Annotated in this window: 22 protein-coding genes and 1 tRNA gene; 10 read left to right on the forward strand and 13 right to left on the reverse strand. The window is 64.3% G+C overall.

Annotated features, from left to right (window positions below; translation table 11 throughout):
- Nucleotides 1-5 precede the first annotated feature (5 nt).
- From AC1DSJ_RS21430 to AC1DSJ_RS21465, 8 genes are all read right to left on the reverse strand, one after another.
- Nucleotides 6-716 (reverse strand): ABC transporter ATP-binding protein, encoded by a 711-nt coding sequence (locus AC1DSJ_RS21430; RefSeq protein ID WP_054422492.1) that lies wholly within the window; start codon nt 714-716, stop codon nt 6-8.
- The gene (locus tag AC1DSJ_RS21435; RefSeq protein WP_441372107.1) at nt 704-1,489 is read right to left on the reverse strand and encodes an ABC transporter ATP-binding protein; all 786 of its coding nucleotides are present in this window, start codon (nt 1,487-1,489) and stop codon (nt 704-706) included. The genes AC1DSJ_RS21430 and AC1DSJ_RS21435 overlap by 13 nt, the downstream gene beginning before the upstream one ends.
- Complete coding sequence (locus AC1DSJ_RS21440) at nt 1,482-2,546, reverse strand: branched-chain amino acid ABC transporter permease (protein ID WP_441372108.1); 1,065 nt, start codon at nt 2,544-2,546, stop codon at nt 1,482-1,484. Before AC1DSJ_RS21440 ends, AC1DSJ_RS21435 begins: the two co-directional genes overlap by 8 nt.
- 2 nt (nt 2,547-2,548) lie before the next feature.
- Complete coding sequence (locus AC1DSJ_RS21445; RefSeq protein ID WP_346550972.1) at nt 2,549-3,430, reverse strand: branched-chain amino acid ABC transporter permease; 882 nt, start codon at nt 3,428-3,430, stop codon at nt 2,549-2,551.
- Nucleotides 3,431-3,455: 25 nt separating this feature from the next.
- A complete protein-coding gene (locus tag AC1DSJ_RS21450) occupies nt 3,456-4,616 on the reverse strand; it encodes an ABC transporter substrate-binding protein (protein WP_391566120.1) in 1,161 nt (386 codons plus the stop codon).
- A gap of 50 nt (nt 4,617-4,666) precedes the next feature.
- On the reverse strand, nt 4,667-5,503 hold the full coding sequence (locus AC1DSJ_RS21455; RefSeq protein WP_441372148.1) for an alpha/beta fold hydrolase: 837 nt from the start codon (nt 5,501-5,503) through the stop codon (nt 4,667-4,669).
- Nucleotides 5,504-5,529: 26 nt separating this feature from the next.
- Nucleotides 5,530-7,179 (reverse strand): benzoate-CoA ligase family protein, encoded by a 1,650-nt coding sequence (locus tag AC1DSJ_RS21460; protein ID WP_441372109.1) that lies wholly within the window; start codon nt 7,177-7,179, stop codon nt 5,530-5,532.
- 74 nt (nt 7,180-7,253) lie between these two features.
- Entirely contained in the window at nt 7,254-7,730 is a 477-nt protein-coding gene (locus AC1DSJ_RS21465) for a DUF4863 family protein (RefSeq protein WP_054422486.1), read from the reverse strand.
- 179 nt (nt 7,731-7,909) lie between these two features.
- On the opposite strand from AC1DSJ_RS21465, the gene AC1DSJ_RS21470 reads away from it, so the two are divergent.
- From AC1DSJ_RS21470 to AC1DSJ_RS21490, 5 genes are all read left to right on the forward strand, one after another.
- The gene (locus AC1DSJ_RS21470; protein WP_013395643.1) at nt 7,910-8,818 is read left to right on the forward strand and encodes a helix-turn-helix transcriptional regulator; all 909 of its coding nucleotides are present in this window, start codon (nt 7,910-7,912) and stop codon (nt 8,816-8,818) included.
- Nucleotides 8,819-8,935: 117 nt separating this feature from the next.
- Nucleotides 8,936-10,672, forward strand: coding sequence for a 2,3-epoxybenzoyl-CoA dihydrolase (gene boxC / locus AC1DSJ_RS21475; protein WP_441372110.1), 1,737 nt, complete (start codon nt 8,936-8,938; stop codon nt 10,670-10,672).
- A gap of 20 nt (nt 10,673-10,692) precedes the next feature.
- Nucleotides 10,693-12,120, forward strand: a complete 1,428-nt coding sequence (gene boxB / locus AC1DSJ_RS21480) for a benzoyl-CoA 2,3-epoxidase subunit BoxB (protein WP_175171454.1) — start codon at nt 10,693-10,695, stop codon at nt 12,118-12,120.
- Nucleotides 12,121-12,178: 58 nt separating this feature from the next.
- A complete protein-coding gene (gene boxA, locus AC1DSJ_RS21485) occupies nt 12,179-13,498 on the forward strand; it encodes a benzoyl-CoA 2,3-epoxidase subunit BoxA (RefSeq protein WP_441372111.1) in 1,320 nt (439 codons plus the stop codon).
- A gap of 75 nt (nt 13,499-13,573) precedes the next feature.
- Nucleotides 13,574-14,017: a MaoC family dehydratase gene (locus tag AC1DSJ_RS21490; RefSeq protein ID WP_054423280.1), complete on the forward strand. Its 444-nt coding sequence runs from the start codon at nt 13,574-13,576 to the stop codon at nt 14,015-14,017.
- Between the two features lie 222 nt (nt 14,018-14,239).
- Here the strand turns inward: AC1DSJ_RS21490 and AC1DSJ_RS21495 are convergent, their stop codons facing one another.
- Together AC1DSJ_RS21495 and AC1DSJ_RS21500 are read right to left on the reverse strand one after the other, a co-directional pair.
- On the reverse strand, nt 14,240-15,433 hold the full coding sequence (locus AC1DSJ_RS21495; RefSeq protein ID WP_054422482.1) for an acyl-CoA dehydrogenase: 1,194 nt from the start codon (nt 15,431-15,433) through the stop codon (nt 14,240-14,242).
- Nucleotides 15,434-15,566: 133 nt separating this feature from the next.
- A complete protein-coding gene (locus AC1DSJ_RS21500; RefSeq protein WP_441372112.1) occupies nt 15,567-17,249 on the reverse strand; it encodes a thiamine pyrophosphate-binding protein in 1,683 nt (560 codons plus the stop codon).
- 182 nt (nt 17,250-17,431) lie between these two features.
- Here AC1DSJ_RS21500 and AC1DSJ_RS21505 point away from each other — a divergent pair, with 182 nt between their 5' ends.
- From AC1DSJ_RS21505 to AC1DSJ_RS21520, 4 genes are all read left to right on the forward strand, one after another.
- Entirely contained in the window at nt 17,432-18,346 is a 915-nt protein-coding gene (locus tag AC1DSJ_RS21505) for a LysR substrate-binding domain-containing protein (RefSeq protein ID WP_054422480.1), read from the forward strand.
- An 8-nt stretch (nt 18,347-18,354) separates the two neighbouring features.
- Nucleotides 18,355-19,338 (forward strand): site-specific tyrosine recombinase XerD, encoded by a 984-nt coding sequence (gene xerD / locus AC1DSJ_RS21510; RefSeq protein WP_346550960.1) that lies wholly within the window; start codon nt 18,355-18,357, stop codon nt 19,336-19,338.
- 60 nt (nt 19,339-19,398) lie between these two features.
- Nucleotides 19,399-19,887 carry a Cys-tRNA(Pro) deacylase gene (gene ybaK / locus AC1DSJ_RS21515; protein ID WP_054422478.1) on the forward strand — a complete coding sequence of 163 codons (489 nt, stop codon included), beginning with the start codon at nt 19,399-19,401 and terminating at the stop codon, nt 19,885-19,887.
- A 162-nt stretch (nt 19,888-20,049) separates the two neighbouring features.
- The gene (locus tag AC1DSJ_RS21520; protein WP_054422477.1) at nt 20,050-20,628 is read left to right on the forward strand and encodes a DJ-1/PfpI family protein; all 579 of its coding nucleotides are present in this window, start codon (nt 20,050-20,052) and stop codon (nt 20,626-20,628) included.
- 142 nt (nt 20,629-20,770) lie between these two features.
- Here AC1DSJ_RS21520 and adhP read toward each other — a convergent pair whose 3' ends face one another.
- Nucleotides 20,771-21,796: an alcohol dehydrogenase AdhP gene (gene adhP / locus AC1DSJ_RS21525; RefSeq protein ID WP_054422476.1), complete on the reverse strand. Its 1,026-nt coding sequence runs from the start codon at nt 21,794-21,796 to the stop codon at nt 20,771-20,773.
- Nucleotides 21,797-22,132: 336 nt separating this feature from the next.
- On the opposite strand from adhP, the gene AC1DSJ_RS21530 reads away from it, so the two are divergent.
- A complete protein-coding gene (locus tag AC1DSJ_RS21530) occupies nt 22,133-22,522 on the forward strand; it encodes a ribbon-helix-helix domain-containing protein (protein WP_054422475.1) in 390 nt (129 codons plus the stop codon).
- 115 nt (nt 22,523-22,637) lie between these two features.
- Here AC1DSJ_RS21530 and pbpG read toward each other — a convergent pair whose 3' ends face one another.
- Both pbpG and AC1DSJ_RS21540 read right to left on the reverse strand, forming a co-directional pair.
- Entirely contained in the window at nt 22,638-23,840 is a 1,203-nt protein-coding gene (gene pbpG / locus AC1DSJ_RS21535; RefSeq protein WP_054422474.1) for a D-alanyl-D-alanine endopeptidase, read from the reverse strand.
- 310 nt (nt 23,841-24,150) lie between these two features.
- A tRNA-Arg gene (locus AC1DSJ_RS21540) sits at nt 24,151-24,225 on the reverse strand.

Genomic DNA, 24,225 nt, shown 5'->3' on the forward strand with positions numbered 1-24,225 from the left:
TTTCCCTACACGCCCAGATAGCGCGTCAGCTGCTCGGGTTGCCGGGCCAGCGACGCGCTGTCGCCATCTTGCACGATCACGCCTTTTTCCATTACCAGACAGCGGTCGGTGTGTTCCAGCACCGCGCGGTAATTGCGGTCCACGATCAGCGTGGACATGCCCGTTGTGCGAATCTGCCGAATGATCTTCCAGATCTCGGCCACGATCAGCGGGGCCAGACCTTCGGTGGCTTCGTCAAGAATCAGCAGGTCGGGGTTGGTCATCAGCGCGCGGCCAATGGCCAGCATCTGTTGCTCGCCGCCCGACAACTGTTGCCCGCCATGCCCCAGCCGTTCACGCAGGCGCGGAAACGTGTCCAGCACGCGCGCGTATGTCCAGTCCTGCCCGCCCCGCACGCCGGGGCGCGCGGCCACTTGCAGGTTTTCGCGCACATTCAGGTTGGGGAAAATGCCGCGCCCCTCTGGCACGTAGGCCAAGCCCATGCGCGCTATCGTGTGCGGCTGCGCGCGCGTGCAATCGCGGCCGCTGACCCGCACCTGCCCCTGCGCGCTTTTCACTTGCCCCATCAGGCTGCGGATCAACGTCGTCTTGCCCATGCCATTGCGTCCGACGAGACCCACCGATTCACCCGGCGCGATGTGCATGTCCACGCCACGCAGCACATGGCTGGCGCCGTAGTACACATGCAGTCCGCCTGCTTCGATCAGTGCGTGCATGCTGCGGCTCCTTCGTGGGACGCGCCGGTGTCTTCGCCCAGGTAGGCGGTGCGCACGTCGGCATTGGCGCGGATGTCGGCGGGCGTGCCGCTGGCGATGGCGGTGCCGTTGACCATCACGGTGATGGTTTCGGCGATGCGAAAGACCGCATCCATATCGTGTTCCACCAACAGGATTGCCTGGCCCGCTTTCAAGGTTTGCAGCAGGTCCAGAATGCGGTCGGTTTCTTCGGGGCCCATGCCGGCCAAGGGTTCGTCCAGCAGGAGCACCTGCGGTTCGCCCGCCAGGCACATGGCGATTTCCAATTGGCGCTTGCGGCCATGCGGCAGCAGCCCGGCCAGCCGCGTGGCGTCGTCGGCCAGCCCTGTGCGTTCCAACGCATGGTGCGCCAATTCCGCGCTGCGCCGGCAATCGGATGCCGCGCGCCACCAATGCCAGAAGCGCTGCCGTCCAGCTTGTGCGGCCAGCCGGCAGTTTTCGAACACAGAAAGTTCGGGAAAGAGGGTAGAGCGCTGATAGCTGCGGCCCAGCCCCGCACGCGCGCGTTCGGGCTGGCGCCAGGCGGTGATGTCGCGCCCGCCCAGCATCACATGCCCGCTGCTGGGCGCCAGTTCACCCGACAGGATGTTGATCAGCGTGGATTTTCCCGCACCGTTGGTGCCGATCACGGCATGCACCTGGCCGCGCGCCAAGCCCAGCGATACGCCATTGACGGCGGTCAGGCCGCCGAAGCGCCGCGTGACATCGGCGGCGGCAAGCAAGACGTCAGACATGGGGCTCTCCTTGAATGGGCAGGCGGGTGGCGGCGGGGGCAGCGGGCAGGGGGGCGGCTGCCGCAGGCGTCGCGCGCGCGCCGGGGCTTTGCAACGTCCGACGCTGATGCCGCTGGCGCCATTGCGCCGGCAGGCCCGCAATGCCGTTGGGCAACAATGCCACCAGCGCAATGATGGCCAGCCCCAAGGGCAGATGCCAATGCCGCGCATAGTCGCCAAACAGCGCCTGCGACTGGAACAACTCCTGCATCAGCACCAGCGTCACCGTACCGATCACCGCGCCGCCCAGGCTGGCCATGCCGCCCAGAATCACCATCAGCAACACCAGGCCCGATTGCTCCCAAGCCAATAATTCCGGCGTGACAAAGCCGTCTTTCAGCGCGAACAGAAAGCCCGCCAAACTGGCCAGCGTGGCGCCCACCACGTAGGCCGTCAGCTTGTAGGGATACGTCGAATACCCCGCTGCCCGCATGCGCTGTTCGTTGATGCGAATGCCCGCCAGCGCCGCGCCAAAGGGCGAACGCCGCAGCAGCGCCAGAAAGCCCCAGGTCAGCGTCAGGCAAGCCAGCACAAAGAAATAGAACGTGGTGGCGTTGCTTAAGTCGAAGGGCATCCAGCCGCCCAAGGCGAGCTCGGGCCGGAAGTACAGATAGATGCCGTCGCTGCCGCCGCCAACTTTGGTGTCGTGGAAGACGTAGTACGCCATTTGCGCAAAGGCCAGCGTGACCATGATGAAGTACACGCCGCGCGTGCGCAGCGCCAGCGCGCCCGTCACCACGGCATAGGCGGCCGCCGCCAGCAGCGCCGCGGGCAGCAGCCACCACAGGCTGGCCGCCTCGGATTCGGGCGACAACAACGCCGCCACATACGCGCCAATGCCGAAGAAGGCGGCGTGCCCCAGGCTGACGAGCCCCGCGCCGCCCACCAGCAATTGCAAGCTGAGCGCGAAGATGGCGTAGATCATGACCTTGATCGCCAGCCCGGTGTAGTAATCGCTGCCGCTCCAGGCAAACGCGGCCAGCGCCAGCAGCGTTGCAACGGGTAGAAGTTTCTGCATGGCTAGCCCTGTTTGAACAGCCCTTCGGGCTTGCAAAGAAGAATGAAGGCCATCAGCAGGTACACCAGCACGCCTGCCGCGGACGGGAACAGCACCTGTCCGAAGGTTTCCACAACGCCCACCAGCATCGCGGCCAGGAACGCGCCGCGAATCGAGCCGATGCCGCCTATCACCACCACCACGAAACAGATGATCAGCACGCCGTTGCCCATGCCCGGGTAAACGGACGACACGGGTGCGGCGATGGTGCCCGCCAGCGCGGCCAGCGCCACGCCGGCCGCGAACACCAGCCGGTACAGCTTGTTGACGTCGATACCGAGCGACCCGGTCATTTCGCGATTGCTGGCGCCCGCGCGCAGCATCATGCCCAGCCGCGTGCGCGTGATGACCCAATACAGCAGCAAGGCCACCGCGATGCCCACGGCCGAGATGAACAACCGATACACCGGATACGTCATCACCCCGCCCAGCGAAATGCTGCCTTGCAGCCACGCCGGCAGCGGCACGCCGTGCACGTCGTTGCCGACGAGGATGCTGCGCAGCTCTTCAAACACCAGGATCAGCCCGTACGTCATCAGCACTTGCTGCAAGTGGTTGCGGTGATACAGATAGCTGAAGAAAGCGGCTTCAAGAAAGTAGCCCAGCACCGCCGCCAGCGCGACGCACACGGCCAGCGTGGCGATGAAGCCGCCGCCCAGCCAGCGGTCAACCACCGGCCCCAGCGCAAACGCCATGTAGGCGCCGATCATGTAGAAGCTGCCATGGGCCAGGTTGATGATGCCCATGATGCCGAAGATCAGCGTGAGGCCGCTGGCCACCAGGAACAGCAGCAAGCCGTACTGGAATGCGTTCAGGCTTTGAATAAGCAGGATGCTGATGTCCATGGGGCCTCCCGTGGCGGACGTCGTGTCAGAGCTTGCAGCCGCGGGCCGGGTCGGCCAGCTTCTTCACGGCAACTTCCACCACCTTGTTTTCCAGGCCGTCGACGCGGCGCAGGTAAATGTCCTGCACCGGGTTGCCCGCCGCCGACAACGTGAAGGGGCCGCGCGGGCTGTCTACCGTGGCGCCGCGCATGGCGCTGCGGAAGTCGGCCTTCTTGGCGAAGTCACCCTTCACGGCGGTCAGGCCCGACTGCATCAGCTGGGCCGCGTCATAGCCTTGCACGGCGTACACGTCAGGCTGCACGTTGTAGTTCTTGGCGTAGTCGGCGCGGAAGGCGTTGTCGCGCGGGGTGTTCAGGCCGTCGGCGTAATGCAGCGTGGTCAACAAGCCTTGCGCGGACGCGCCCTGGGCCTGCAAGGTGCCGTCGGTCAGGAAGCCCGAGCCGTACAGCGGAATGGTCTTGTCCAGGCCCGCCGCGTGATAGTCCTGCACGAACTTCACTGCGCCGCCGCCGGCAAAGAAGGTGAACACCATGTCGGGTTTGGTGGCGGCGATTTCGGTCAGCAGCGACTGGAATTCCACGTTCGGAAACGGCAGGCTCAGTTCCTTCACGACTTTGCCGCCTGCCTTTTCGAAGCCTTCCTTGAAGCCGCCAATGGCCTCGTCGCCCGCCGCGTATTTCCAGGTGATGGTGACGGCGGTCTTGTGGCCCTTGGCGTAGGCGACGGGGCCCATGGCGTAGGCGGGCTGCCAGTTGGTGAACGACGTGCGGAAGATGCCGGGGCCGCACAACGGGCCGGTGATGGCGTTGGCGCCCGCGTTGGTGACGATGAGCGTGGTGTCGCTGTCTTTCGCGGCCTTGGCCAGCGCCATCGCCACGCCCGAATGCACCGTGCCGATCAGCACGTCGACCTGATCGCGCTTGATCAGGCGGTTGGCGTTTTCGGCGGCCTTGGCGGGGTTGGATTCGTCATCCACCTTGAAGTATTCGATTTCGCGCCCGCCCAGCTTGCCGCCTTGTTCGGCCACGTACAGCTTGAAGCCGTTTTCAATGGCGGTGCCAAGCGCGGCGAAGGTGCCGCTATAGGGCAGCATGAAGCCGACTTTGATTTTGTCTGCGGCCTGCGCGCCGCTGGCGGCGAGCGTCAGGGCTGCGGCAATCGCAGCCCGGGTCAGGGCGTGGTTCATGGTTTGTCTCCGTGCTTGTTATGGGCTGGTCTGGGCGGATAGGCCCTGGCTCAGCCGGGTTTGTCCAACGCGCCGATGAAATCGGCAACGGCCTGGATAACAATGGCGGGCTGGTCCCGGTGCGGCGAATGGCGGCAGCCGGGAATTTCCAGCAGTGCGGTTTGCGGCGCATGGCGGTGTATGCCGCGTATCTGCGCAAGCGTTCCGTACTCGTCGTCCACGCCCTGAATCGCCAGCACGGGGCAGACGATGCGGGGCAGATAATCTTCGATGTTCCAGTGGCGGAAGTCAGGGTTCAGCCAGATGTCGTTCCAGCCCCAGAAGGCGGAATCCACGTCGGCGTGATAGCGGGCCAGGCGGCTGCGCAGGTCAGTGTTCAGATAGGCCTGCCGCGCAAGCTCGATGTTCGCTACCATCTGCGCTTCAACAAAGATGTGCGGGGCCGCCACGACGATGCCGGCCACGGCATCCGGGTGCATGGCCGCGTACAGCAGCGCAATCGATCCGCCGTCGCTATGGCCGAACAGCACGGGCTTGTCTTGCCGCGCGTCGATGCCCAGTGCGGTGAACAGCGCGGGCAGCCCGTCGCGCGCGTCGCCGTGCATGAAGTCCACCGTCCATTTTTCCTGCGGCGGGCGCGGTGTGGACTGCCCGTAGCCATAGCGCGACACGACCAGCCCCCGGCAGCCAGCGGCCTCGCACACGTGCGCGGGAAAGTCCTTCCACATGGCAACCGAGCCCAGCCCTTCATGCAGGAAGACCAGCAACGGCGCTTGCGCGCGATCGGGCGCAATCCACTGGCATTCCAGGCGGCGCGCCTGGCCGCCGATGACGACATCGGCCATGTCTGTGCGCGTCATCACGTCGGCCATGTCTGTGCGCGTCATCACATCGGACGTGTCTGCCGCGGAATTCATAGCGTCGACTCTTCCAGTTGACGCAAGCGGAAGCGTTGGATCTTGCCGGTGGCGGTCTTGGGCAGTTCTTCGGTGAAGTTGATCTGGCGCGGATACTTGAACGGCGCCAGATGCTGCTTCACATAGCTTTGCAGCGCCGCGCCGGTATTCGCATCGGGCTCGAAGCCCGGGCGCAGCACGACGTAGGCCTTCGTCTTCACCAGGCCGTCGTGGTCCGGCACGCCGATCACGGCGGCTTCCAGTACGGCTTCGTGCTGCACCAGAATGTTCTCAACTTCCACTGGCGACACGTACTGCCCGCTGACTTTGATCATGTCGTCGCTGCGGCCCGCATAGGTGTAGTAGCCGTCGGCGTCACAGGTGTATTTGTCGCCGCTCTTTAACCAGTCGCCCAGAAAACACTGGCGGGTTTTGTCGCGGTTGTTCCAGTACATGAGCGCGGCGCTGGGGCCCTTGATGTAGAGATCGCCGATGGCGCCGGCCGCGACGGGTGCGCCGTTGTCATCGCGCAGCTGCACTTCGTAGCCGGGCACGGGCTTGCCGGTGGTGCCGTAGCGCAACTGGCCGGTTTGGTTAGAAATAAAGATGTGCAGCATCTCGGTGGAACCGATGCCGTCCAGGATTTCACAGCCGAAATGCCGCGTGAAGCGTTCGCCGATATCGCGCGGCAACGCTTCGCCCGCCGAGGTGCACACGCGCATCGCCACTTGATCGCGTGGCGGCAGATCTGGCGAGGCCAGCATGCTGGCGTACAGCGTGGGCACGCCATAGAACACGGTGGGGCGGTGCCGGATCAGACGCTGGAACACGGCCTGCGGCGTGGGCCGTTCGCCCATCAGGATGACGGTGGCGCCCACCGACAGCGGAAAGGTCAGCCCATTGCCCAGGCCGTAGGCGAAGAACAGCTTTGCCGCGGAGAACACCACGTCGTCTTCGCGGATGCCCAGCACGGGCTTGGCGTAGAGTTCGGCCGTGTGCCACAGGTTGCCGTGCGTGTGGACGACGCCCTTGGGCTTGCCGGTGGAGCCCGATGAATACAGCCAGAACGCAATTTCATCGGCCAGCGTGCGCACGGCAGGGGCAAGGGGGGCGGCGGCCAGCAGGGCATCGAATTCGTGGGTGCGGACGGGCAGGGCGGAGGAGGACTGTGAAGCGACTGGCTGTGAAGTGACGGGCTGTGAAGTGACGGGCTGTGATGCGACGGCCTGAGAAGCAACGGCCTGAGAAGCGAGGGGCTGAGCCACCACGACGTGCTCGATATCGCCGGGCGCTTGCGCCAGCGCGGTCTGCAAGACGGGCAGCAACGCACCCGAGACGAACGCGGCGCGTACGCGGCTGTGCGACACGATGTAGGCGTAGTCGTCGGCCGTCAGCAAGGTGTTCACGGCGACCGGCACCACGCCCGCATGCAACGCACCCAGAAACACGATGGGCCAATCCACCGTGTCTTGCATCAGCAGCAGGATGCGTTCTTCGCGCCGCAGCCCCAATTGGCGCAGCGCGCCCGCCATGCGGGCCACCCGCTCGGCCAGTTCGCCATAGCTCAGCTGACGCGTGTCGTCGATATAAGCCGGCTTGGCGGCGCGCGGCGCGTTCAGCGCGGCCAGATAACTGGCGAAGTTCAGTTCGGCGGGGCAGGTGTTCACGGTTGTCTCCTGATGTCCTGGTGGGGGCGGGCCATGCCTGTGTTTTTTTTGTCGCCTGGCCGTAAGGCGCGGGGCTAGCTGCTGGGCCGCGTGAATTCGATAGCGCCGCCGGGCAGCAGGTACAGCACCAGCGCGCGGCCTTGCGTGACCGTGGGGCTGTGGGCGCTGCCGGGGCCGTAGACGAGCCAGCCGGCGCCGTGGCCGTCAAAGCGGGCGTCGCCGGTCAGCGGCATGATCAGATCGATCTCGCCGTTGGGGTGGGCGTGGTGGGGGCCGGCCAGGTCGTTCATGTCGACGACGTCCACCGAGCAGCCGGCCAGATCGTCGGCGGGTTTGATGACGCGGCCGTAGCGGATGCCGCCGCCTTCGCGATTGCACATCCAGCCATCGGCCACGCCCTGCTTACAGGCGGCGAAGATGTTCTGGTACAGGGGGCTGCCGGGGCCGGCTTCGCGGTTCAAGCGGGCCTGAAGGCCGCTATCGAACGGCTGGCCGGACACCAGACGCGTGGCCTCGCGCATCAGGGCATGGAATTGATCTGGCGTGCTCACCGGGACTCCTCCTTTACACTGTCGGCGCTTTGGATGCGGCATGAATTTGAATGCTGCTTTTTTGCACCGTGACGGCTTTGGACTGCTTGGAAGGAAAAATAGTGCTTCCAATGGTTTGGGTCAAGCACTATAGTGCATAAAACAAGGCGTATCAGGGTATTTGCGGAGTCAGCCAAAACATGAATCAAGCGCTAGATGCGGCGCCATCCGAACCCAGGCGGGAAGCTTTCCTGGTGGCATTGGGCGAGCGCGTGCGCCGCCTGCGAGCCATACGCGGCATGACGCGCAAGGGCCTGTCCCAGGTCACGGGCGTGTCGGAACGGCATCTGGCCAATCTGGAACATGGGGTGGGCAACGCGTCCATCCTGGTGCTGTTGCAGATTGCCCGTGCGTTCAACTGCGCGCTGGCTGAGCTGGTGGGCGACGTCACCACCGAATCGCCCGATTGGCTGCTGATCCGCGAGCTGCTCAGTGGCCGCACGGAATCCGACTTGCAACGCGCCCGCGAGGCCCTGACCCAGCTGTTCGGCGTGGGGGCGGGCGCGCAACGCCCCAACCGCACGCAGCGTGTGGCGCTGATCGGGCTGCGCGGCGCGGGCAAATCCACGTTGGGCCAGATGCTGGCCGATGATCTGGGCTACCCGTTCGTGGAGCTCAACCGCGAGATCGAACGCGTGGCCGGGTGCAGCATCCTGGAAATCCACAACCTGTATGGTCCCAACGCCTACCGCCGCTATGAACGCCGCGCGCTGGAAGAGGCCGTGCAGATCTATCCGGAAATGGTGCTGGCGACCCCGGGCGGGCTGGTGTCCGAACCCGCGACGCTGAACCTGTTGCTGGCGCACTGCTACACGGTATGGCTGCGCGCCACGCCCGAAGAGCACATGGGCCGCGTTATGGCGCAGGGCGATTTCCGCCCCATGTCGGGCAACAACGAGGCCATGGCCGACTTGAAACGCATCCTGGCCGGGCGCGAAGCCTTCTACGCCAAGGCGGATCTCACCTGGGTGACCAGCAATCTGGAAGTGCAGGAGAGCTTTGCCGGCCTGCGCACCCAGGTTCGCAAGGCCTGCGGTCTGCCTCTGTAAAGCTGCACTTTTATGCATGTCTCGCTTGACGTGCGTTTTTGCCTGAACTAATCTGCACAATAATTCATGTGATGCAGTATTTTTCCTGTCCAGGCAGGGCGTACGAGGAGACACAAGATGAGCAGCACCAACAATGGGGTCAACACCCATGGGGCCAACGCCAATGGGGCCAACAGCCGGGTTGATTTCCGCACCCAGCCCGACCAGTACCGCCATTGGCGCCTGACGTTCGACGGCCCGGTCGCCACGCTGGCCATGGACGTGGCCGAAGACGGCGGCCTGCGCCCCGGCTACAAGCTCAAGCTGAACTCGTACGACTTGGGCGTAGACATCGAATTGCACGACGCCCTGCAACGCATCCGCTTCGAACACCCGGAAGTGCGCAGCGTAGTCGTCACCAGCATGAAGGACCGCATCTTCTGTTCGGGCGCCAATATCTTCATGCTGGGCTTGTCCTCGCACGCCTGGAAGGTGAACTTCTGCAAGTTCACCAACGAAACCCGCAATGGCATCGAAGACTCCAGCCGCCATAGCGGCTTGAAGTTCATCGCCGCGCTGAACGGCGCGTGCGCAGGCGGCGGCTACGAGCTGGCGCTGGCCTGCGACGAAATCCTGCTGATCGACGACCGTTCGTCGTCCGTGGCCTTGCCCGAAGTGCCGCTCTTGGGCGTCTTGCCCGGCACCGGCGGCCTGACGCGCGTAACCGACAAGCGCCGCGTGCGCCACGACCACGCCGACATCTTCTGCACGCTGGTTGAAGGCGTGCGCGGCCAACGGGCCAAGGACTGGCGGCTGGTGGACGACGTGGTCAAGCCTGCGCGTTTTGAAGCGGCGGTGCGCGAACGCGCGCTGGCGCTGGCCGAAGGCAGCACGCGCCAGGCGAACGAAGCGGGCATTGCGCTGACCGCCATCGAACGCACCGAAGGCGCCAACAGCCTGTCGTACCGCTACGTGGACATCCAGCTCGACCGGGATAAACGTCAAGCCACCTGGACCGTGCGCGCACCGATTGGCCCGGTCGAATCGGAACTGGCCGACATTATTGCCGCGGGCGCCAACTGGTGGCCGTTGCGCATGGCGCGCGAACTGGACGACGCCATCCTGTCCATGCGCACTAACGAACTCGACATCGGCACGTGGGTGCTGAAGACAGAAGGCGACCCCGCCGCCGTGCTGGCCGCTGACGCTGCGCTGGAACGGCATGCCGGCCATTGGTTCGTGCGCGAAACCGCCGGCATGCTGCGCCGCACGCTGGCGCGTCTGGATGTGACGTCGCGCAGCCTGTTCGCGCTGATCGAACCGGGCTCCTGCTTTGTCGGCACCTTGCTGGAACTGGCGCTGGCGGCCGACCGCAGCTACATGCTGGATAACGAGGCGGACGTTGATGTTGGCGTGGACGGCGATGTCGAAACCCCCGCCGCACGCGCGCAGATCGTCGTGGGCGAACGCAACTTCGGCGCGTATCCGCTGGTGAATGGCCAAAGCCGATTGCAGCGCCGCTTCTACGAAGAGACCGCGCCGCTTGAAGCCGTGCGCGCCCGCGCCGGGCAAGCGCTGTCTGCCGCCGATGCGCTGGAGCTGGGCCTGGTGACCTTCGCGCCCGACAGCATCGACTGGGACGACGAAGTCCGCATGATGCTGGAAGAGCGCCGCGCCTTGTCGCCCGACGCCTTGACCGGGCTGGAAGCCAACCTGCGCTTTGGCGGCAAGGAAACGATGGAAACCCGCATCTTCGGCCGCCTGACCGCGTGGCAGAACTGGATCTTCAACCGTCCGAATGCGGCCGGCGACAAAGGCGCCCTGAAGCTGTACGGCAAGGGCGAGCAAGCCGCGTTCGATTGGAACCGGGTCTGAAAAAAACAAGGAGCGAGACAATGTCTGGAATCAATTACACCGATAAGATCCCCAACAACGTCAACTTGTCTGGCGACCGCACGTTGCAACGTGCGCTGGAACATTGGCAGCCCAATTATCTGCAATGGTGGCAAGACATGGGCCCCGACGGTTCGCACGGTTTTGATGTGTACCTGCGCACCGCCGTCAGTGTGGAACCCGATGGCTGGGCGAACTTCAACCACGTGCGCATGCCCGACTACCGCTGGGGCATTTTCCTGGCGCCGCAAGACGGGCAGCGCAAGATCCACTTCGGCGAAAACATGGGGCGTGATGTCTGGCAGGACGTGCCGGGTGAACATCGCGCCAACCTGCGCCGCATCATCGTCACGCAGGGCGACACCGAACCCGCATCGATTGAACAGCAACGCCATCTGGGCCTGACCGCGCCGTCGCAGTACGACCTGCGCAACCTGTTCCAGATCAACGTCGAAGAAGGCCGCCACCTGTGGGCCATGGTGTATCTGCTGCATCGCTACTTTGGCCGCGATGGCCGCGAAGAGGCCGATGCGCTGCTGCAACGCAGCTCGGGCGATTCCGACAACCCGCGCATTCTGGGCGCGTTCAACGAGAAGACGCCTGACTGGCTGGCCTTCTACATGTTCACGTACTTCACCGACCGCGACGGCAAGTTCCAGCTGTGCGCGTTGGCCGAATCCAGCTTCGACCCGCTGGCGCGCACGACCAAGTTCATGCTGACCGAAGAAGCGCACCACATGTTCGTGGGCGAATCGGGCATTTCACGCGTGATCCAGCGCACCTGCGAAGTGATGAACCAGCTGAAAACCGACGACCCGGAAAGCGTGCGCGCCGCCGGCGTCATCGACCTGCCCACCATCCAGCGCTACTTGAACTTCCACTACAGCGTCACCATCGACCTGTTCGGCGCCGATCAATCGTCCAACGCGGCGATCTTCTACGGCTCGGGCCTGAAGGGCCGCTACGAAGAATCCAAGCGCACCGACGACCATCAACTTAAGAACGACACCTATCGCGTGCTGACCGTGAACAACGGCAAGCTGAACGAGATTGAAGTCCCGATGCTGAATGCGCTGAACGAAGTGCTGCGCGACGACTTCATCCGTGATTCGGTGGCGGGCATCGGGCGCTGGAACAAGGTCATTGAAAAAAGCGGCATCCCGTTCCGCCTGCACGTGCCGCACAAAGCGTTCAACCGCCAGATCGGCACGCTGGCCGGCATACGCATGTCGCCTGAAGGCGAGATCCTGTCCGAATCGCAATGGCAGGCCAACAGCCACAAGTGGCTGCCGACGCCCGAGGACCGCGCGTTTGTCGCGTCGTTGATGGGCCGTGTCACGGAACCCGGCAAGTTCGCCAACTGGATTGCGCCGCCCGTCATGGGCATCAACCGCCAGCCGGTGAATTTCGACTACGTCCGTTTCAACTAAGGCGATAGGGGCGGCGCGCGTTCGTGCGCCGCCCCGCCAGCGCATTGGGAAGACTGCGATGAACGCCCCCTTACCCGTAGAAGTGCTGAAGCAGCATCTGATCGACCCCGAGATCTGCATCCGCTGCAACACGTGCGAAGAAACCTGTCCGGTCGACGCGATCACCCACGATTCCAATAACTACGTGGTGGACCCCGACATCTGTAATGGCTGCATGGCCTGTGTGCCGCCATGCCCAACGGGGTCGATCGACAACTGGCGGCTGATGCTGCGCAACGAGGCGTACTCGGTGCAGGATCAGTTCGGCTGGGAAGAATTGCCGAAGGAAAAGGCGTTGCCGGAAACGGCGGCCGTGGGTGCGGGGGGCGATGCTGCGGCGGTCGATACCGCGGCGGCCGATGCCGCGGCGGTCGATACCGCGGCGGTCGGCACCGCGGCGGCCGATGCGCCTGGCGTGATGACGGGCGCGGCGTCTGTTGCCGCCCCCGCATTCAGCCTGCCCGGCGCCTCCGTCCCACCCTGGTCCGCCGCCCACCCCTACGTCAATCTGTACACGCACAAGGCGCCAATGACGGCCACCGTCGTCGGCAATTACCGCGTGACGGGCGCCGATACCGAAAGCGATATTCATCACATCGTGCTGGACTTTGGCGAGCTGCCGTTTCCCGTGCTGGAAGGGCAGTCCATCGGCATTCTGCCCCCCGGTGTCGATGCCCAAGGCCGGCCGCATCACGCTCGCCAGTATTCGCTGGCCAGCCCGCGTGATGGCGAACGCGCGGGCTACAACAACCTGTCTTTGACGGTGAAGCGCGTCACCGAAGACCATGGCGGCGCGGCGGCGCATGGCGTGTGTTCGAACTACCTGTGCGATCTGGCCAAGAACGACACGGTGCAGGTCATCGGCCCGTTCGGCCATACCTTCCTGATGCCGAACCATCCGCGCGCGAACCTCATCATGATCTGCACGGGGACAGGTTCCGCGCCCATGCGCGCGATGACCGAGCGCTACCGCCGCCGCATCGACACAGGCGACAACGGCCGCTTGATGCTGTTCTTTGGCGCCCGCACCGAACGCGAGCTGCCGTACTTCGGGCCGCTGATGAAGCTGCCGCGCGACTTCATCGACATCAATCTTGCGCTGTCTCGCGAACCCGGCCAGCCCAAGCGCTACGTGCAGGACTTGATCCGCGAACGCGCGGGGCAGGTACGCGAGTTGCTGTTGGACCGCAACACCTGCATCTATGTTTGCGGGCTGAAGGGAATGGAAGTCGGCGTGCTGGACGCACTGCGCGAGGTGACGATGCAATCGGGGCAGGATTGGTCTATCCTGCACGATGTGCTGCGTCGCGAAGGGCGGCTGCATTTCGAGACGTATTAAGTCCTAAAACCAACGCGTGACACACGTGAAAAACGGCGCGCCATGGCGCGCCGTTTGCGTTTGCAGGGGGAAAATATGAAGTTCGCCGAATTCAAAGACGGCATGATGATCAAGGCAGGCCCGGTCACCATCACCGAGGCCGAGATCGTGGAATTTGCACGCAAGTTCGACCCGCAGTGGTTTCACACCGACCCGCAACGCGCCGCAGAAGGGCGCTGGGGCGGACTGATCGCCAGCGGCTGGCACACGTGCGCACTGGCCATGCGCATGGCGGTGGATGCGGCGCTGCATGACTCCGAATCTTTCGGTTCCCCGGGGCTGGGTGAAGTGCGCTGGCGCACGCCGGTGCGTCCGGGCGACACGCTGCGTCTGGAAGCGCGTGTGCAAGGCGCGCGCACCTCGTCGTCGCGCCCCGACCTGGGCATCATCACGTGGGCGTGGACGGTCATCAACCAGCACGACGAAGGCGTGCTGGAACTGGACGCGACGAGCTTGTTTGATCTGTCGGGCGAGAACTAGGCGCTTCGCATCAAAGTGCTTGTTTCAAGCATTGGGTTTCCAGCGCGGGGTCTCAAGCGCGAAGTATCAAGTGCGAAGTATCAAGTGCGAAGTATCAAGCGCGGGGCATCAAGCATTTTCTATCAAGCGCGGAGCGCCAAAGAAAAACCGCCTTCAAAATTGAAGGCGGTTTTTTCATTCAGGCCATTCAGGCCATTCAGGCCATTCAAGCCAAGCAAGCGATCAATAGAACGCCTGGATGCCCGTTTGTGCGCGGCCCAAAATCAGGGCGTGCACGTCGTGGGTGCCTTCGTACGTGTTGACCACTTCCAGGTTCACCAGGTGGCGAGCCACGCCGAATTCATCCGAGATGCCGTTGCCGCCAAGCATGTCGCGCGCCAGGCGGGCGATGTCCAGCGCCTTGCCGCAAGAATTGCGCTTCATGATGGAGGTGATTTCGACGGCGGCGGTGCCTTCGTCCTTCATGCGGCCCAAACGCAGGCAGCCTTGCAGGGCCAGCGTGATTTCGGTTTGCATGTCGGCCAGCTTCTTCTGGATCAGCTGGTTGGCGGCCAGCGGGCGGCCAAATTGCTTGCGGTCCAGCGTGTACTGGCGGGCAGTGTGCCAGCACGCTTCAGCGGCGCCGACAGCACCCCAGGCGATGCCGTAGCGGGCGGAGTTCAAGCACGTGAACGGACCCTTCAGGCCGGACACGCCGGGCATCATCTGGTCTGCCGACACTTCGACTTCGTCCATGACGATTTCGCCGGTGATCGAGGCGCGCAGGCCGACCTTGCCGTGAATGGCCGGAGCCGACAGGCCCTTCATGCCCTTGTCCAGGATGAAGCCGCGAATCTTGCCGTCGAAGTCGCCGCCGACGCACTTGGCCCACACCACGAACACATCAGCGATGGGCGAGTTGGTGATCCACATCTTGTTGCCGGAAATCTTGTAGCCGTCGGACGTCTTGACGGCGCGGGTTTCCATGCCGCCGGGGTCGGAACCGTGGTTGGGTTCGGTCAGGCCGAAGCAGCCGATCCATTCGCCGCGAGCCAGCTTGGGCAGGTACTTCTGCTTTTGCGCTTCGCTGCCGAATTCGTTGATGGGCACCATCACCAGCGACGACTGCACGCTCATCATCGAGCGGTAGCCGGAGTCGATGCGTTCGACTTCGCGGGCGATCAGGCCGTAGCTGACGTAGTTCAGGCCAGCGCCGCCGTATTCTTCAGGAATGGTGGCGCCGAGCAGGCCGAGTTCGCCCATTTCCGAGAAGATTTCCGGATCGGTCTTCTCGTTGCGGAAGGCGTTCAGCACGCGGGGGGCAAGCTTGTCCTGCGAATAGGCATAGGCGGCATCGCGCACCATGCGTTCTTCTTCGGTCAGTTGCTGGTCCAGCAACAGGGGATCTTGCCATTGAAAAGAAGGATTCGAGGACATGCTGGGTCTCCGCTATGGATTTCCGTATTCGGAATTTTAAAAGTTTAAACCTAAAATAATTCGGGCGGCAAGTTGGGGTTTGCGCGGGCAGCGCGCCTGAGCGCGCCGCCGGAAATTACCGCCTGATCGGGATTCAGTGCTGGGCTTTCAATGCCGCGTCGCGGATCTTTTCCAAGGTCGTCGACGGGGTGATGGTTTCCGGGTCGATGAAGCAGTGCAGGATGGCCGGCTTGCCGCTGGCCAGCGCACGTTCGAAGGCCGGGCCGAATTGGTCGGTGGTCTCGACGCGTTCGCCGTGGCCGCCAAAGGCGCGCGCGTAGTCGGCGAAGTCCGGGTTCTTGAGTTCGGTTGCCGACACGCGGCCGGGGTAGTGCTTTTCCTGGTGCATGCGGATGGTGCCGTACATGCCGTTGTCGACCAGCACCACGATGATGGGCAGGTCGTACTGGACGGCGGTGGCGAATTCCTGGCCGTGCATCAGGAAGCAGCCGTCGCCCGCAAAGCAGACAACGGTTTTGTCAGGCCAGACGCGCTTGGCGCCTACGGCGGCCGGCAGGCCATAGCCCATGGAACCCGAGGTGGGCGCCAGCTGCGTGCCAAAGCGCGTGAAGCGGTGGAAGCGGTGCAGCCAGGTGGCGTAGTTGCCCGCGCCGTTGGTCATGATGGCGTCCGCCGGCAACGACTTTTCCAGGTAGGCCATCACCTGGCCCAATTGCAGCGCGCCCGGCGTGGTGATGGTTTCCGGGTCGCTCCATTTCAGGTACGACTCGCGCATGGCCTGGGTGCCTTCGGCCCACACGGGCTTGGCGGGGGCCTTCAGGCCAGCCAGCGATTCCGCAAATGCGGCCGGCGACGTGTTGATGGCCAGCGTAGCGCGGTAGACGCGGCCGAGTTCGGCGGTGTCGGGATGCACATGCACCAGCTTTTGCTTCGGAACCGGAATGTCCAGCAGCGTGTAGGCCTGGCTGGGGTTCTCGGACATGCGGCCGCCCACCAGCAGAATCAGGTCGGCGTCGGCCACGCGCTTGAGCAGCGCCGGGTTGATGCCCAGGCCCACGTCACCGATGAAGCAGGGGTGGTCGGCGGGGAACAGCATCTGGCGGCGGAACGACACGGCCGTAGGCAGCGCGTGGCGCTGCGCGAAGTCGGCAAACTGTTGCACGGCGCGGGCATCCCAGCGCGTGCCGCCCAGGATGGCGACGGGGTTCTTGGCGTCGGCCAGCAGCTTTTCCAGGTCGGCCAGCTGGCCGGCCGTGGGGGCGGAGTCGATCAGTTCGTAGCGCGGGGCGTCGGCCACCTTGGCGGCTTCCACCAGCATGTCTTCCGGCAAGGCGATCACGACGGGGCCGGGGCGGCCGGACGTGGCAATGTGGAAAGCGCGCGAAATCAGTTCGGGAATGCGTTCGACCTGGTCGATCTCGGTGACCCACTTGGCCTGCGTGCCGAACACGGCGCGGTAGTCCATTTCCTGGAAGGCTTCACGCTCGCGCATGCCGCGTTCGATCTGGCCCACGAACAGGATCAGCGGGGTGGAGTCCTGCTTGGCGATGTGCACACCGGCCAGCGCGTTGGACGCGCCCGGGCCACGGGTCACCATGCAGATGCCGGGTTCGCCGGTCAGTTTGCCGTGGGCGTCAGCCATCATTGCCGCGCCGCCTTCCTGGCGGCAGACGGTAACCTTGATATCCGCATCGTGCAGGCCGTCCAGCACCGCCAGATAGCTCTCGCCGGGAACGCAGAAAACGTGTTTGACGCCCTGGGCGACCAGTTGGTCGACCAGAATGTGACCGCCAAGGCGGGAATCTTGCTGAGACATGGTGGGGTGTCGTGGGTAGCCGAGGATAAGACTCTTGAGGATATGTGCCTTGAGTGCACAACGCAATTGATAAAATTGCACAATCTAGTGATCCCCCGGCACGTAGTGTCTTGTTGCGCCGCGACCGGTTTCGACGGGTCTCAGGCCGATTCTAGGCCGACTTCAGGCAAATATTCCGCTCCATGAGAAACGGCATTCCCAATCTGAGCGCGCTCCAGGCGTTCGAAGCATCGGCCCGGCTGGGCAGTTTTTCCCGCGCGGCCGAGGAACTGTCCCTGACGCACAGCGCCGTTTACCGGCAGGTGGCCAGCCTGGAGTCGCGGCTGGGCGTGCAGTTGTTCACCCGCGTGCGCCGCCGCATCGTGCTGACGGACCACGGGGCGGAATACGCCGGGCGGATTCGTCACCATTTGGACCAGATCGAAAAAGACACCTTTGGCCTGGTCAGCCGGACGGGCATGGGCCGCAGCATCCACATTGCCGTCGTGCCCACGTTGGCCACCACCTGGCTGATTCCGCGTCTGGCGGATTTTCAAGCGGAACACGCCGACATCACCGTCAGCCTGTCGGTGCGCACGTTGCCGTTCCAGTTCAAGGACCAGCCCTTTGATGGGGCGCTTTACCATGGCGACGGCCTGTGGCCCGGCACGCAGGGCGTGCTGCTGTTCCCCGAACGCGAATTGGTGCCGGTATGCGCGCCGCAACTGGCGGCGCGCGTGGCGCAGCAGACGGACGCGGGCGTGAGCGCCTTGGCCGGCATGACGCACCTGCATCTGGCGTCGCGGCCCGACGCGTGGCGGCAGTGGTATGCCGCCAATAACCATCTGTACGGCCCGCAGGCGGCGGGCGGCCCGCGCTATGAACTCTTCACCATGGTGATGGCGGCCGTGCAGGCAGGGCTGGGCGTGGGCCTGATGCCGCGCTTCCTGGCGCAGCCGGCGCTAGACCTTGGCACGTTGACGATGCCGGTGCCGCAATCGCTGACCGTCAGCCAGGGCTATTACTTCGGCTACCCGCAGCGCAGCGAACGGTCTGATGCGCTCAAACTGTTTGAAACCTGGCTGAAGTCGGCAGCCGCCGGCGTGGGCGAGAGGTAACCCGCAATATGTCCATCCTTAAAGCGCCCCTGGCTTCCCAAGGCGATATCGACGCCTTCATCGACGCCGTCTGGCTGGAAGACGGCCTGTCAGCCAACACCCTGGCCGCCTACCGCCGCGACCTGACCGGCTTTGCCCGCTGGCTGGAAGACCCCGAAGCCTATGCCCGCGAAATGGCCGACCGCTATGGCGACGCCGCCTCGGCGCATGCGTTGCCCGTCGGCCCCGCCAAGACGCTCTGCGACGCCGGCAAAGCCGACATCGAAGCCTGGTTCGCCTTCCGCCACGACGAAACGCGCGCCACCACCGCCAACCGCCGGCTGGCCGCGCTGCGCCGCTTCTATGCCTGGGCCTTGCGCGAACACCGCGCCGAACGCGACCCTTGCCTGACTTTGATCGCCGCCAAGCAGCCGCCACGCCTGCCCAAGACGCTGTCGGAATCACAAGTGGACGCCTTGCTGCGCGCGCCCGACCTCACCCAGCCACGCGGCCTGCGCGACCGCGCCATGCTGGAAACGCTGTACGCCACCGGCTTGCGCGTGTCTGAACTGGTGGGCGTGCGCGCGCTGGACGTCAGCCTGAATGAAGGTGTCGTGCGCGTGGTGCTGGGCAAGGGCGGCAAGGACCGCCTGGTGCCGCTGGGCGCCGAGGCCGCGCACTGGATCGATCAGTACCTGAAGACCGCCCGGCCCGAGCTGGCGGCAGGGCGCCAAAGCGATGCGCTCTTCATCACCGGCCGCGCCGAAGCGATGTCGCGCCAAGCCTTCTGGCAGTTGGTGAAGAAGTACGCGCTGCTGGCCGACATCCATGCGCCGCTGTCGCCGCACGTGTTGCGCCATGCGTTCGCGACCCACTTGTTGAACCACGGCGCCGACTTGCGGGTTGTGCAGATGCTGCTGGGTCACGCGGATATTTCCACGACCCAGATCTACACCCACGTCGCCCGCGAGCGCCTGAAGGCGCTGCATGCGGCCCACCATCCGCGCGGCTGACGCGCGAACCGTCATCGTTCACCCTGTCTTACACTTTTCCTTTTTTCACCCGGCCTACCCATGAGCAAAGCCCGCCACGTCTCCGAAACGCCCGCCACCCAAATGCTGAAGCAGAACAAGGTGGCCTACACGGAACACACCTATGACTATGTGGATCACGGCGGCGCAGGCGAGGCCGCGCGCCAGCTGGGCCTGGACCCGCATGCGGTGGTGAAGACGCTGGTCATGGAAGACGAATCCGCCAAGCCGCTGATCGTGGTCATGCATGGCGACCGCGAGGTCTCCACGAAGAATCTGGCGCGTCAGGCAGGGCTGAAGAAAGTCGAACCCTGCAAGCCTGAAGTCGCGCAGCGGCATTCCGGGTATCAGGTCGGCGGCACATCGCCGTTTGGCACGCGCAAGAAAATGCCGGTCTGGGTCGAAGCCGAGGTGCTGGAATACCCCGTCGTGTATATCAACGGCGGGCGGCGCGGGTATCTGGTGGGGATTGATCCCCAGGCGCTTGTCACGGTGCTGGGCGCAAAACCCGTGTCGGTGGCGCTGGAGTAGAGCGGGTCAGCCTTGGGGCGGCGTTCGTGACCCGGCGTGGTATCCCACTACCACCAGCGGCGAATCGGCAGCAGGCACAATGGACGCAGAACATCAAGAACCGGAGCCCGGCCTGACGGGTGTGCAACCGGCGCCGCCATCCCCCCTCCCAAGGAGACATTCATGAGCAAGAGACTATTGATGCTGGTCGGCGATTACGCCGAAGACTACGAAACCATGGTGCCGTTCCAGACGCTGCTGGCCGTGGGGCATACGGTGCATGCGGTCTGCCCGGACAAGAAAGCCGGCGACACCATCGCCACCGCCATTCACGATTTTGAAGGCGACCAGACTTACAGCGAAAAACGCGGGCACAACTTTGCGCTGAATTTTGATTTCGCCCGCGTCGAACCCGCGTCCTACGACGGCCTGGTGATTCCGGGCGGCCGTGCACCGGAATACCTGCGCTTGAACGAAAAGGTGCTGGATATCGTGCGTTATTTCGATCAGGCCGGTAAGCCGATCGCGGCCGTTTGCCACGGCGCGCAACTGCTGGCCGCCGCCGGCATACTCAAAGGCCGCACGTGCTCGGCGTACCCGGCTTGCGCACCCGAAGTGCGTTTGGCCGGCGGCACCTATGCCGAAATCGGCATCGACCAAGCCTATACCGATGGCAACCTGGTGACCGCCCCGGCCTGGCCCGCGCACCCGGCATGGCTGTCGCAGTTCCTGGTGGTGTTGGGCACGAAGATCACGCACTGACGCGACGATCTGGTGATTGCGTGACGGCGCGATGCGCTGATCCGCTATCCGCAGCGCCGCTCCCGTTCGCGGAAGCGAATAAGGCTCCCGGGGCACCCACGCCCCGGGAGCCTTTGCATGTCAGCGGTCGCGCTAAGGCGGCTCAGGCAAAGTCCAGCACGATCCGGCCTTCGATCTGCCCTTGCTTCATGCGGTCAAACACACTGTTGATGTTCTCCAGGCGTTCCGTGGCGACGGTGGCGTGCACCTTGCCTTCCTCGGCAAATTGCAGCGATTCCTGCAAGTCCAGCCGCGACCCCACGATGGAGCCGCGCACGGTAACGCCGTTCAACACCATGTCGAAGATCGACAGCGGGAAGTCGCCGGGAGGCAGGCCATTGAGCGCCACGGTTCCGCCGCGCCGCACCATGCCCATCGCCTGTTCGAACGCCTTGGGCGACACGGCCGTAATCAGCGCCCCATGCGCACCGCCAATTTCGCGCTTCAGGTACGCGGCGGGGTCGGTGGTCTTCGCGTTCACGGTGACTTCCGCGCCCAGGCGCCGCGCCAGGTCCAGCTTCGTGTCGTCGATGTCGACGGCGGCTACGTTCAGGCCCATGGCCTTGGCGTATTGCACCGCCATATGGCCCAGCCCGCCTATCCCCGAAATCACCACCCAGTTGCCCGGGCGGGTGTCCGTCATCTTCAGGCCCTTGTAGACGGTGACGCCCGCGCACAGCACGGGGGCGATGTCGACGAAGCCCACGTTTTTCGGCAGCAGCCCCACATAATCGGCGGCGGCCAGCGCGTATTCGGCAAAGCCGCCGTTGACGGAATAGCCGGCGTTCTGCTGCTGTTCACACAGGGTTTCCCAGCCGCCCAGGCAGTGCTCGCAATGGCCGCAGGCGGAATACAGCCACGGGATGCCCACGCGGTCGCCTTCCTTGACGTGCGTCACGCCCGCGCCCACCGCCACAACGTGGCCCACGCCTTCGTGGCCGGGAATGAAGGGGGGATTGGGTTTGACGGGCCAGTCGCCTTGGACGGCGTGCAAGTCGGTATGACACACGCCGCAGGCTTCGATCTTCACCAGCAGTTCACCCGGACCGGGGCGGGGCACTGCGACTTCTTCGATTACCAGGGGTTTGCCAAATGCTCGTGCAACTGCGGCCTTCATGGTCTTTTCCATCTCTGCCTCCGAAGTCTGATCAGTTTCACTATGCTCGAACGCTCGCACTGTCGAGTCCATGATTTATATCAACCGAGCCGGAATGGATGACTGTCAGGAAACGTGTCGTTGCAGAATGGCGGGGCTCGGCCCGAACGGCCTAGGGCGCGCCGCGTCTTGCAGGCTGCGCGGCAAACGTCGTACAGTGACCCACCGGCGACGCGCGGCTCAGCGCTACGTCCAAGAGTGACCATCCAAGAGTGACCATCCAAGAGTGACCATCCAAGCGTGACCATCCAAGCGCGTTGTCCAGCGGCGCCACCCCAGCGCGTCGCCGGCCCCGCTTCAGGAGCTCTCATGTGTGAAATCTTCATCCGCGCGAGCGAACAGTCCTACGCGCCCGAAACCCGTTCGCTGCGCCTGCATGGCGTGGCAACCAGCTTGCGGCTGGAGCAGTTGTTCTGGCAGGTGCTGGAAGAAATCGCCGGGCGTGACGGCATGCGCGTCACGCAGCTGATCGAACGCCTATACGACGAACTCACCGAGTACCGTGGCGAGGCCGCCAACTTCACCTCTTTCCTGCGGGTATGTTGTCTGCGCTATCAGCTGTTGCAGGCCGATGGGCGCATTCCGCCGGATGCGGCGGTGCCGATCCGGTCGCTAAACGCGCAGGCCGTGCTGGAAGGGCTGCCTGCCTCGATGTATGACGCCAAACCCTTGCGCAGCAAGCGGCCCGTGGCGGCGTAGTTCGAGTCCGCCCTCGAGTCCGCCCGCGTGCGCATGAAAAAGGCCCGATGAAGATCGGGCCTTTTTTTGTGGCGAGAAGCGCCGGGGGCGTAACAGCCGGGTTAAGCAGCGGGGTTCAACCGCCCGGCTGAATCGACGCCAGCGCGACTTCGTTTTGCACAATGCGGCGGATGCGTACGGCATCCCCGATGCGCGACAGCTTGCCTTGCGAGTCCAGCAGCACGATCGCCAGATCGCGGCCATTGATGCGGGCCAGCATCACCAAGCATTCGCCGGCTTCGTTGATGTAGCCCGTCTTGGAGACCTTGATGTCCCAGTCGGGCTTGCGCACCAGCAGGTTAGTGTTGCGGAAGGTCTGCGTGCGGTTGTTGATCTCGACGTCGTACTCGGTGTCGGTCGAGTAGCGATGGATCAGCGGACGCTGCGAGGCGGCGCGCAGCAGGCGGGCCAGATCATGCGGCGACGACACGTTGTTGCTCGACAGGCCGGTCGGCTCAATGAAGCGCGTGCTGGTCATGCCCAGCGATTGCGCCTTGGCGTTCATCGCCGCGACAAAAGCGGGCAAGCCGCCCGGATAGTGGCGGCCCAGCGCGTTGGCGGCGCGGTTCTCGGACGACATCAGCGCCAGATGCAGCATGTCGCCGCGCGACAGCTTCGTGCCCACGCGCAGCCGCGAGGTGGTGTGCTTCAGACCATCGACATCGTCGTCGGTGATTTCAAGCATTTCATCCATCGGCAGGTTGGCGTCGACCACAACCACCGCGGTCATCAGCTTCGAGATCGAAGCGATGGGGCGCACGACGTTTTCATTCTTGGCGAACAGGACGGTCGACGTTTCCAGGTCTTGCACATAGGCGGTGCTGGAACGCAGCGCGGCGGCTTCGGCGCGCACCGATGCCGCGGGCGGCGGCATCGCGGCGGACGCGGCTGCGCCCGAGCGGCCACGGCCGGCGGCGGGTTTATTCGGTTTGCCGTTCTTGCCCGAGGCTGCGGCCGTCTTCTTGGGGGGCGTGGCCTTGCCGGCCGCTTGCTTGCCGCCCTTGGGCGGGGCCGCCTTCTTGGCGGTGGACGAAGACTTGGGCGGGGCGGCCTTTTTGGCGGCAGGGGCGGCTTGTTTGCCGGCCGAGCTCTTGCCAGAGGCGGCTTTCGGAGCGGGAGCTTTCTTGGCTTGTTGCGCCTTGCAGGCCGCCGATTTGGCGTTCGTCTTGCAAGGGTCGGAATTCTTTGCGGCTTGCGCGGCAGGGGGCAGGAGCGCGCACAGCGCCAGCGCCGCCGGCGCTACCGCGTTCGCAATTGCACGTTTCCAGGAAAATGCCATGGTTTGAGCAGGCTTGTCAGTCTGTGAAGAAGTATTTCTTAAGCCGGCGGGACGTCGGTTCAGGAAAAGTCCAGATGAATTAGGGGCTTACGCGTCGAATTTAAACAGCACATTAAGTTGTACGCAAGGCGATTCGCAATGATGACTGAAAAAAATATCGGTGACGTATTGACGTCGCTTCAATTCGTCACAAGGCGCGACATGAGAAGCTAACGGCGCAAGGCGCGTGAGCGTAGCCCGGATTAACCCTCATCTGGCTGAACGTGCGGAAAATTTTGGGGGGGCAGGCGTCGGGATCGAGGCCGGGGGATGGCCTCGCCGGGTGGAATCGAACCACCAATTGACCCTTAGGAGGGGCCGGTTATATCCATTTAACTACGGCGAG

Source organism: Achromobacter sp. 01N37, assembly GCF_056399725.1.

Excerpts from the sequence above, each read along its gene's own strand:
- AC1DSJ_RS21430 (WP_054422492.1), bottom strand. The coding sequence starts at position 716 with ATGCACGCACTGATCGAAGCAGGCGGACTGCATGTGTACTACGGCGCC.
- AC1DSJ_RS21435 (WP_441372107.1), bottom strand. The coding sequence starts at position 1,489 with ATGTCTGACGTCTTGCTTGCCGCCGCCGATGTCACGCGGCGCTTCGGC.
- AC1DSJ_RS21440 (WP_441372108.1), bottom strand. The coding sequence starts at position 2,546 with ATGCAGAAACTTCTACCCGTTGCAACGCTGCTGGCGCTGGCCGCGTTT.
- AC1DSJ_RS21445 (WP_346550972.1), bottom strand. The coding sequence starts at position 3,430 with ATGGACATCAGCATCCTGCTTATTCAAAGCCTGAACGCATTCCAGTAC.
- AC1DSJ_RS21450 (WP_391566120.1), bottom strand. The coding sequence starts at position 4,616 with ATGAACCACGCCCTGACCCGGGCTGCGATTGCCGCAGCCCTGACGCTC.
- AC1DSJ_RS21455 (WP_441372148.1), bottom strand. The coding sequence starts at position 5,503 with ATGACGCGCACAGACATGGCCGACGTGATGACGCGCACAGACATGGCC.
- AC1DSJ_RS21470 (WP_013395643.1), top strand. The coding sequence starts at position 7,910 with ATGAATCAAGCGCTAGATGCGGCGCCATCCGAACCCAGGCGGGAAGCT.
- boxC (WP_441372110.1), top strand. The coding sequence starts at position 8,936 with ATGAGCAGCACCAACAATGGGGTCAACACCCATGGGGCCAACGCCAAT.
- boxB (WP_175171454.1), top strand. The coding sequence starts at position 10,693 with ATGTCTGGAATCAATTACACCGATAAGATCCCCAACAACGTCAACTTG.
- boxA (WP_441372111.1), top strand. The coding sequence starts at position 12,179 with ATGAACGCCCCCTTACCCGTAGAAGTGCTGAAGCAGCATCTGATCGAC.
- AC1DSJ_RS21490 (WP_054423280.1), top strand. The coding sequence starts at position 13,574 with ATGAAGTTCGCCGAATTCAAAGACGGCATGATGATCAAGGCAGGCCCG.
- AC1DSJ_RS21495 (WP_054422482.1), bottom strand. The coding sequence starts at position 15,433 with ATGTCCTCGAATCCTTCTTTTCAATGGCAAGATCCCCTGTTGCTGGAC.
- AC1DSJ_RS21500 (WP_441372112.1), bottom strand. The coding sequence starts at position 17,249 with ATGTCTCAGCAAGATTCCCGCCTTGGCGGTCACATTCTGGTCGACCAA.
- AC1DSJ_RS21505 (WP_054422480.1), top strand. The coding sequence starts at position 17,432 with ATGAGAAACGGCATTCCCAATCTGAGCGCGCTCCAGGCGTTCGAAGCA.
- xerD (WP_346550960.1), top strand. The coding sequence starts at position 18,355 with ATGTCCATCCTTAAAGCGCCCCTGGCTTCCCAAGGCGATATCGACGCC.
- ybaK (WP_054422478.1), top strand. The coding sequence starts at position 19,399 with ATGAGCAAAGCCCGCCACGTCTCCGAAACGCCCGCCACCCAAATGCTG.
- AC1DSJ_RS21520 (WP_054422477.1), top strand. The coding sequence starts at position 20,050 with ATGAGCAAGAGACTATTGATGCTGGTCGGCGATTACGCCGAAGACTAC.
- adhP (WP_054422476.1), bottom strand. The coding sequence starts at position 21,796 with ATGGAAAAGACCATGAAGGCCGCAGTTGCACGAGCATTTGGCAAACCC.
- AC1DSJ_RS21530 (WP_054422475.1), top strand. The coding sequence starts at position 22,133 with ATGTGTGAAATCTTCATCCGCGCGAGCGAACAGTCCTACGCGCCCGAA.
- pbpG (WP_054422474.1), bottom strand. The coding sequence starts at position 23,840 with ATGGCATTTTCCTGGAAACGTGCAATTGCGAACGCGGTAGCGCCGGCG.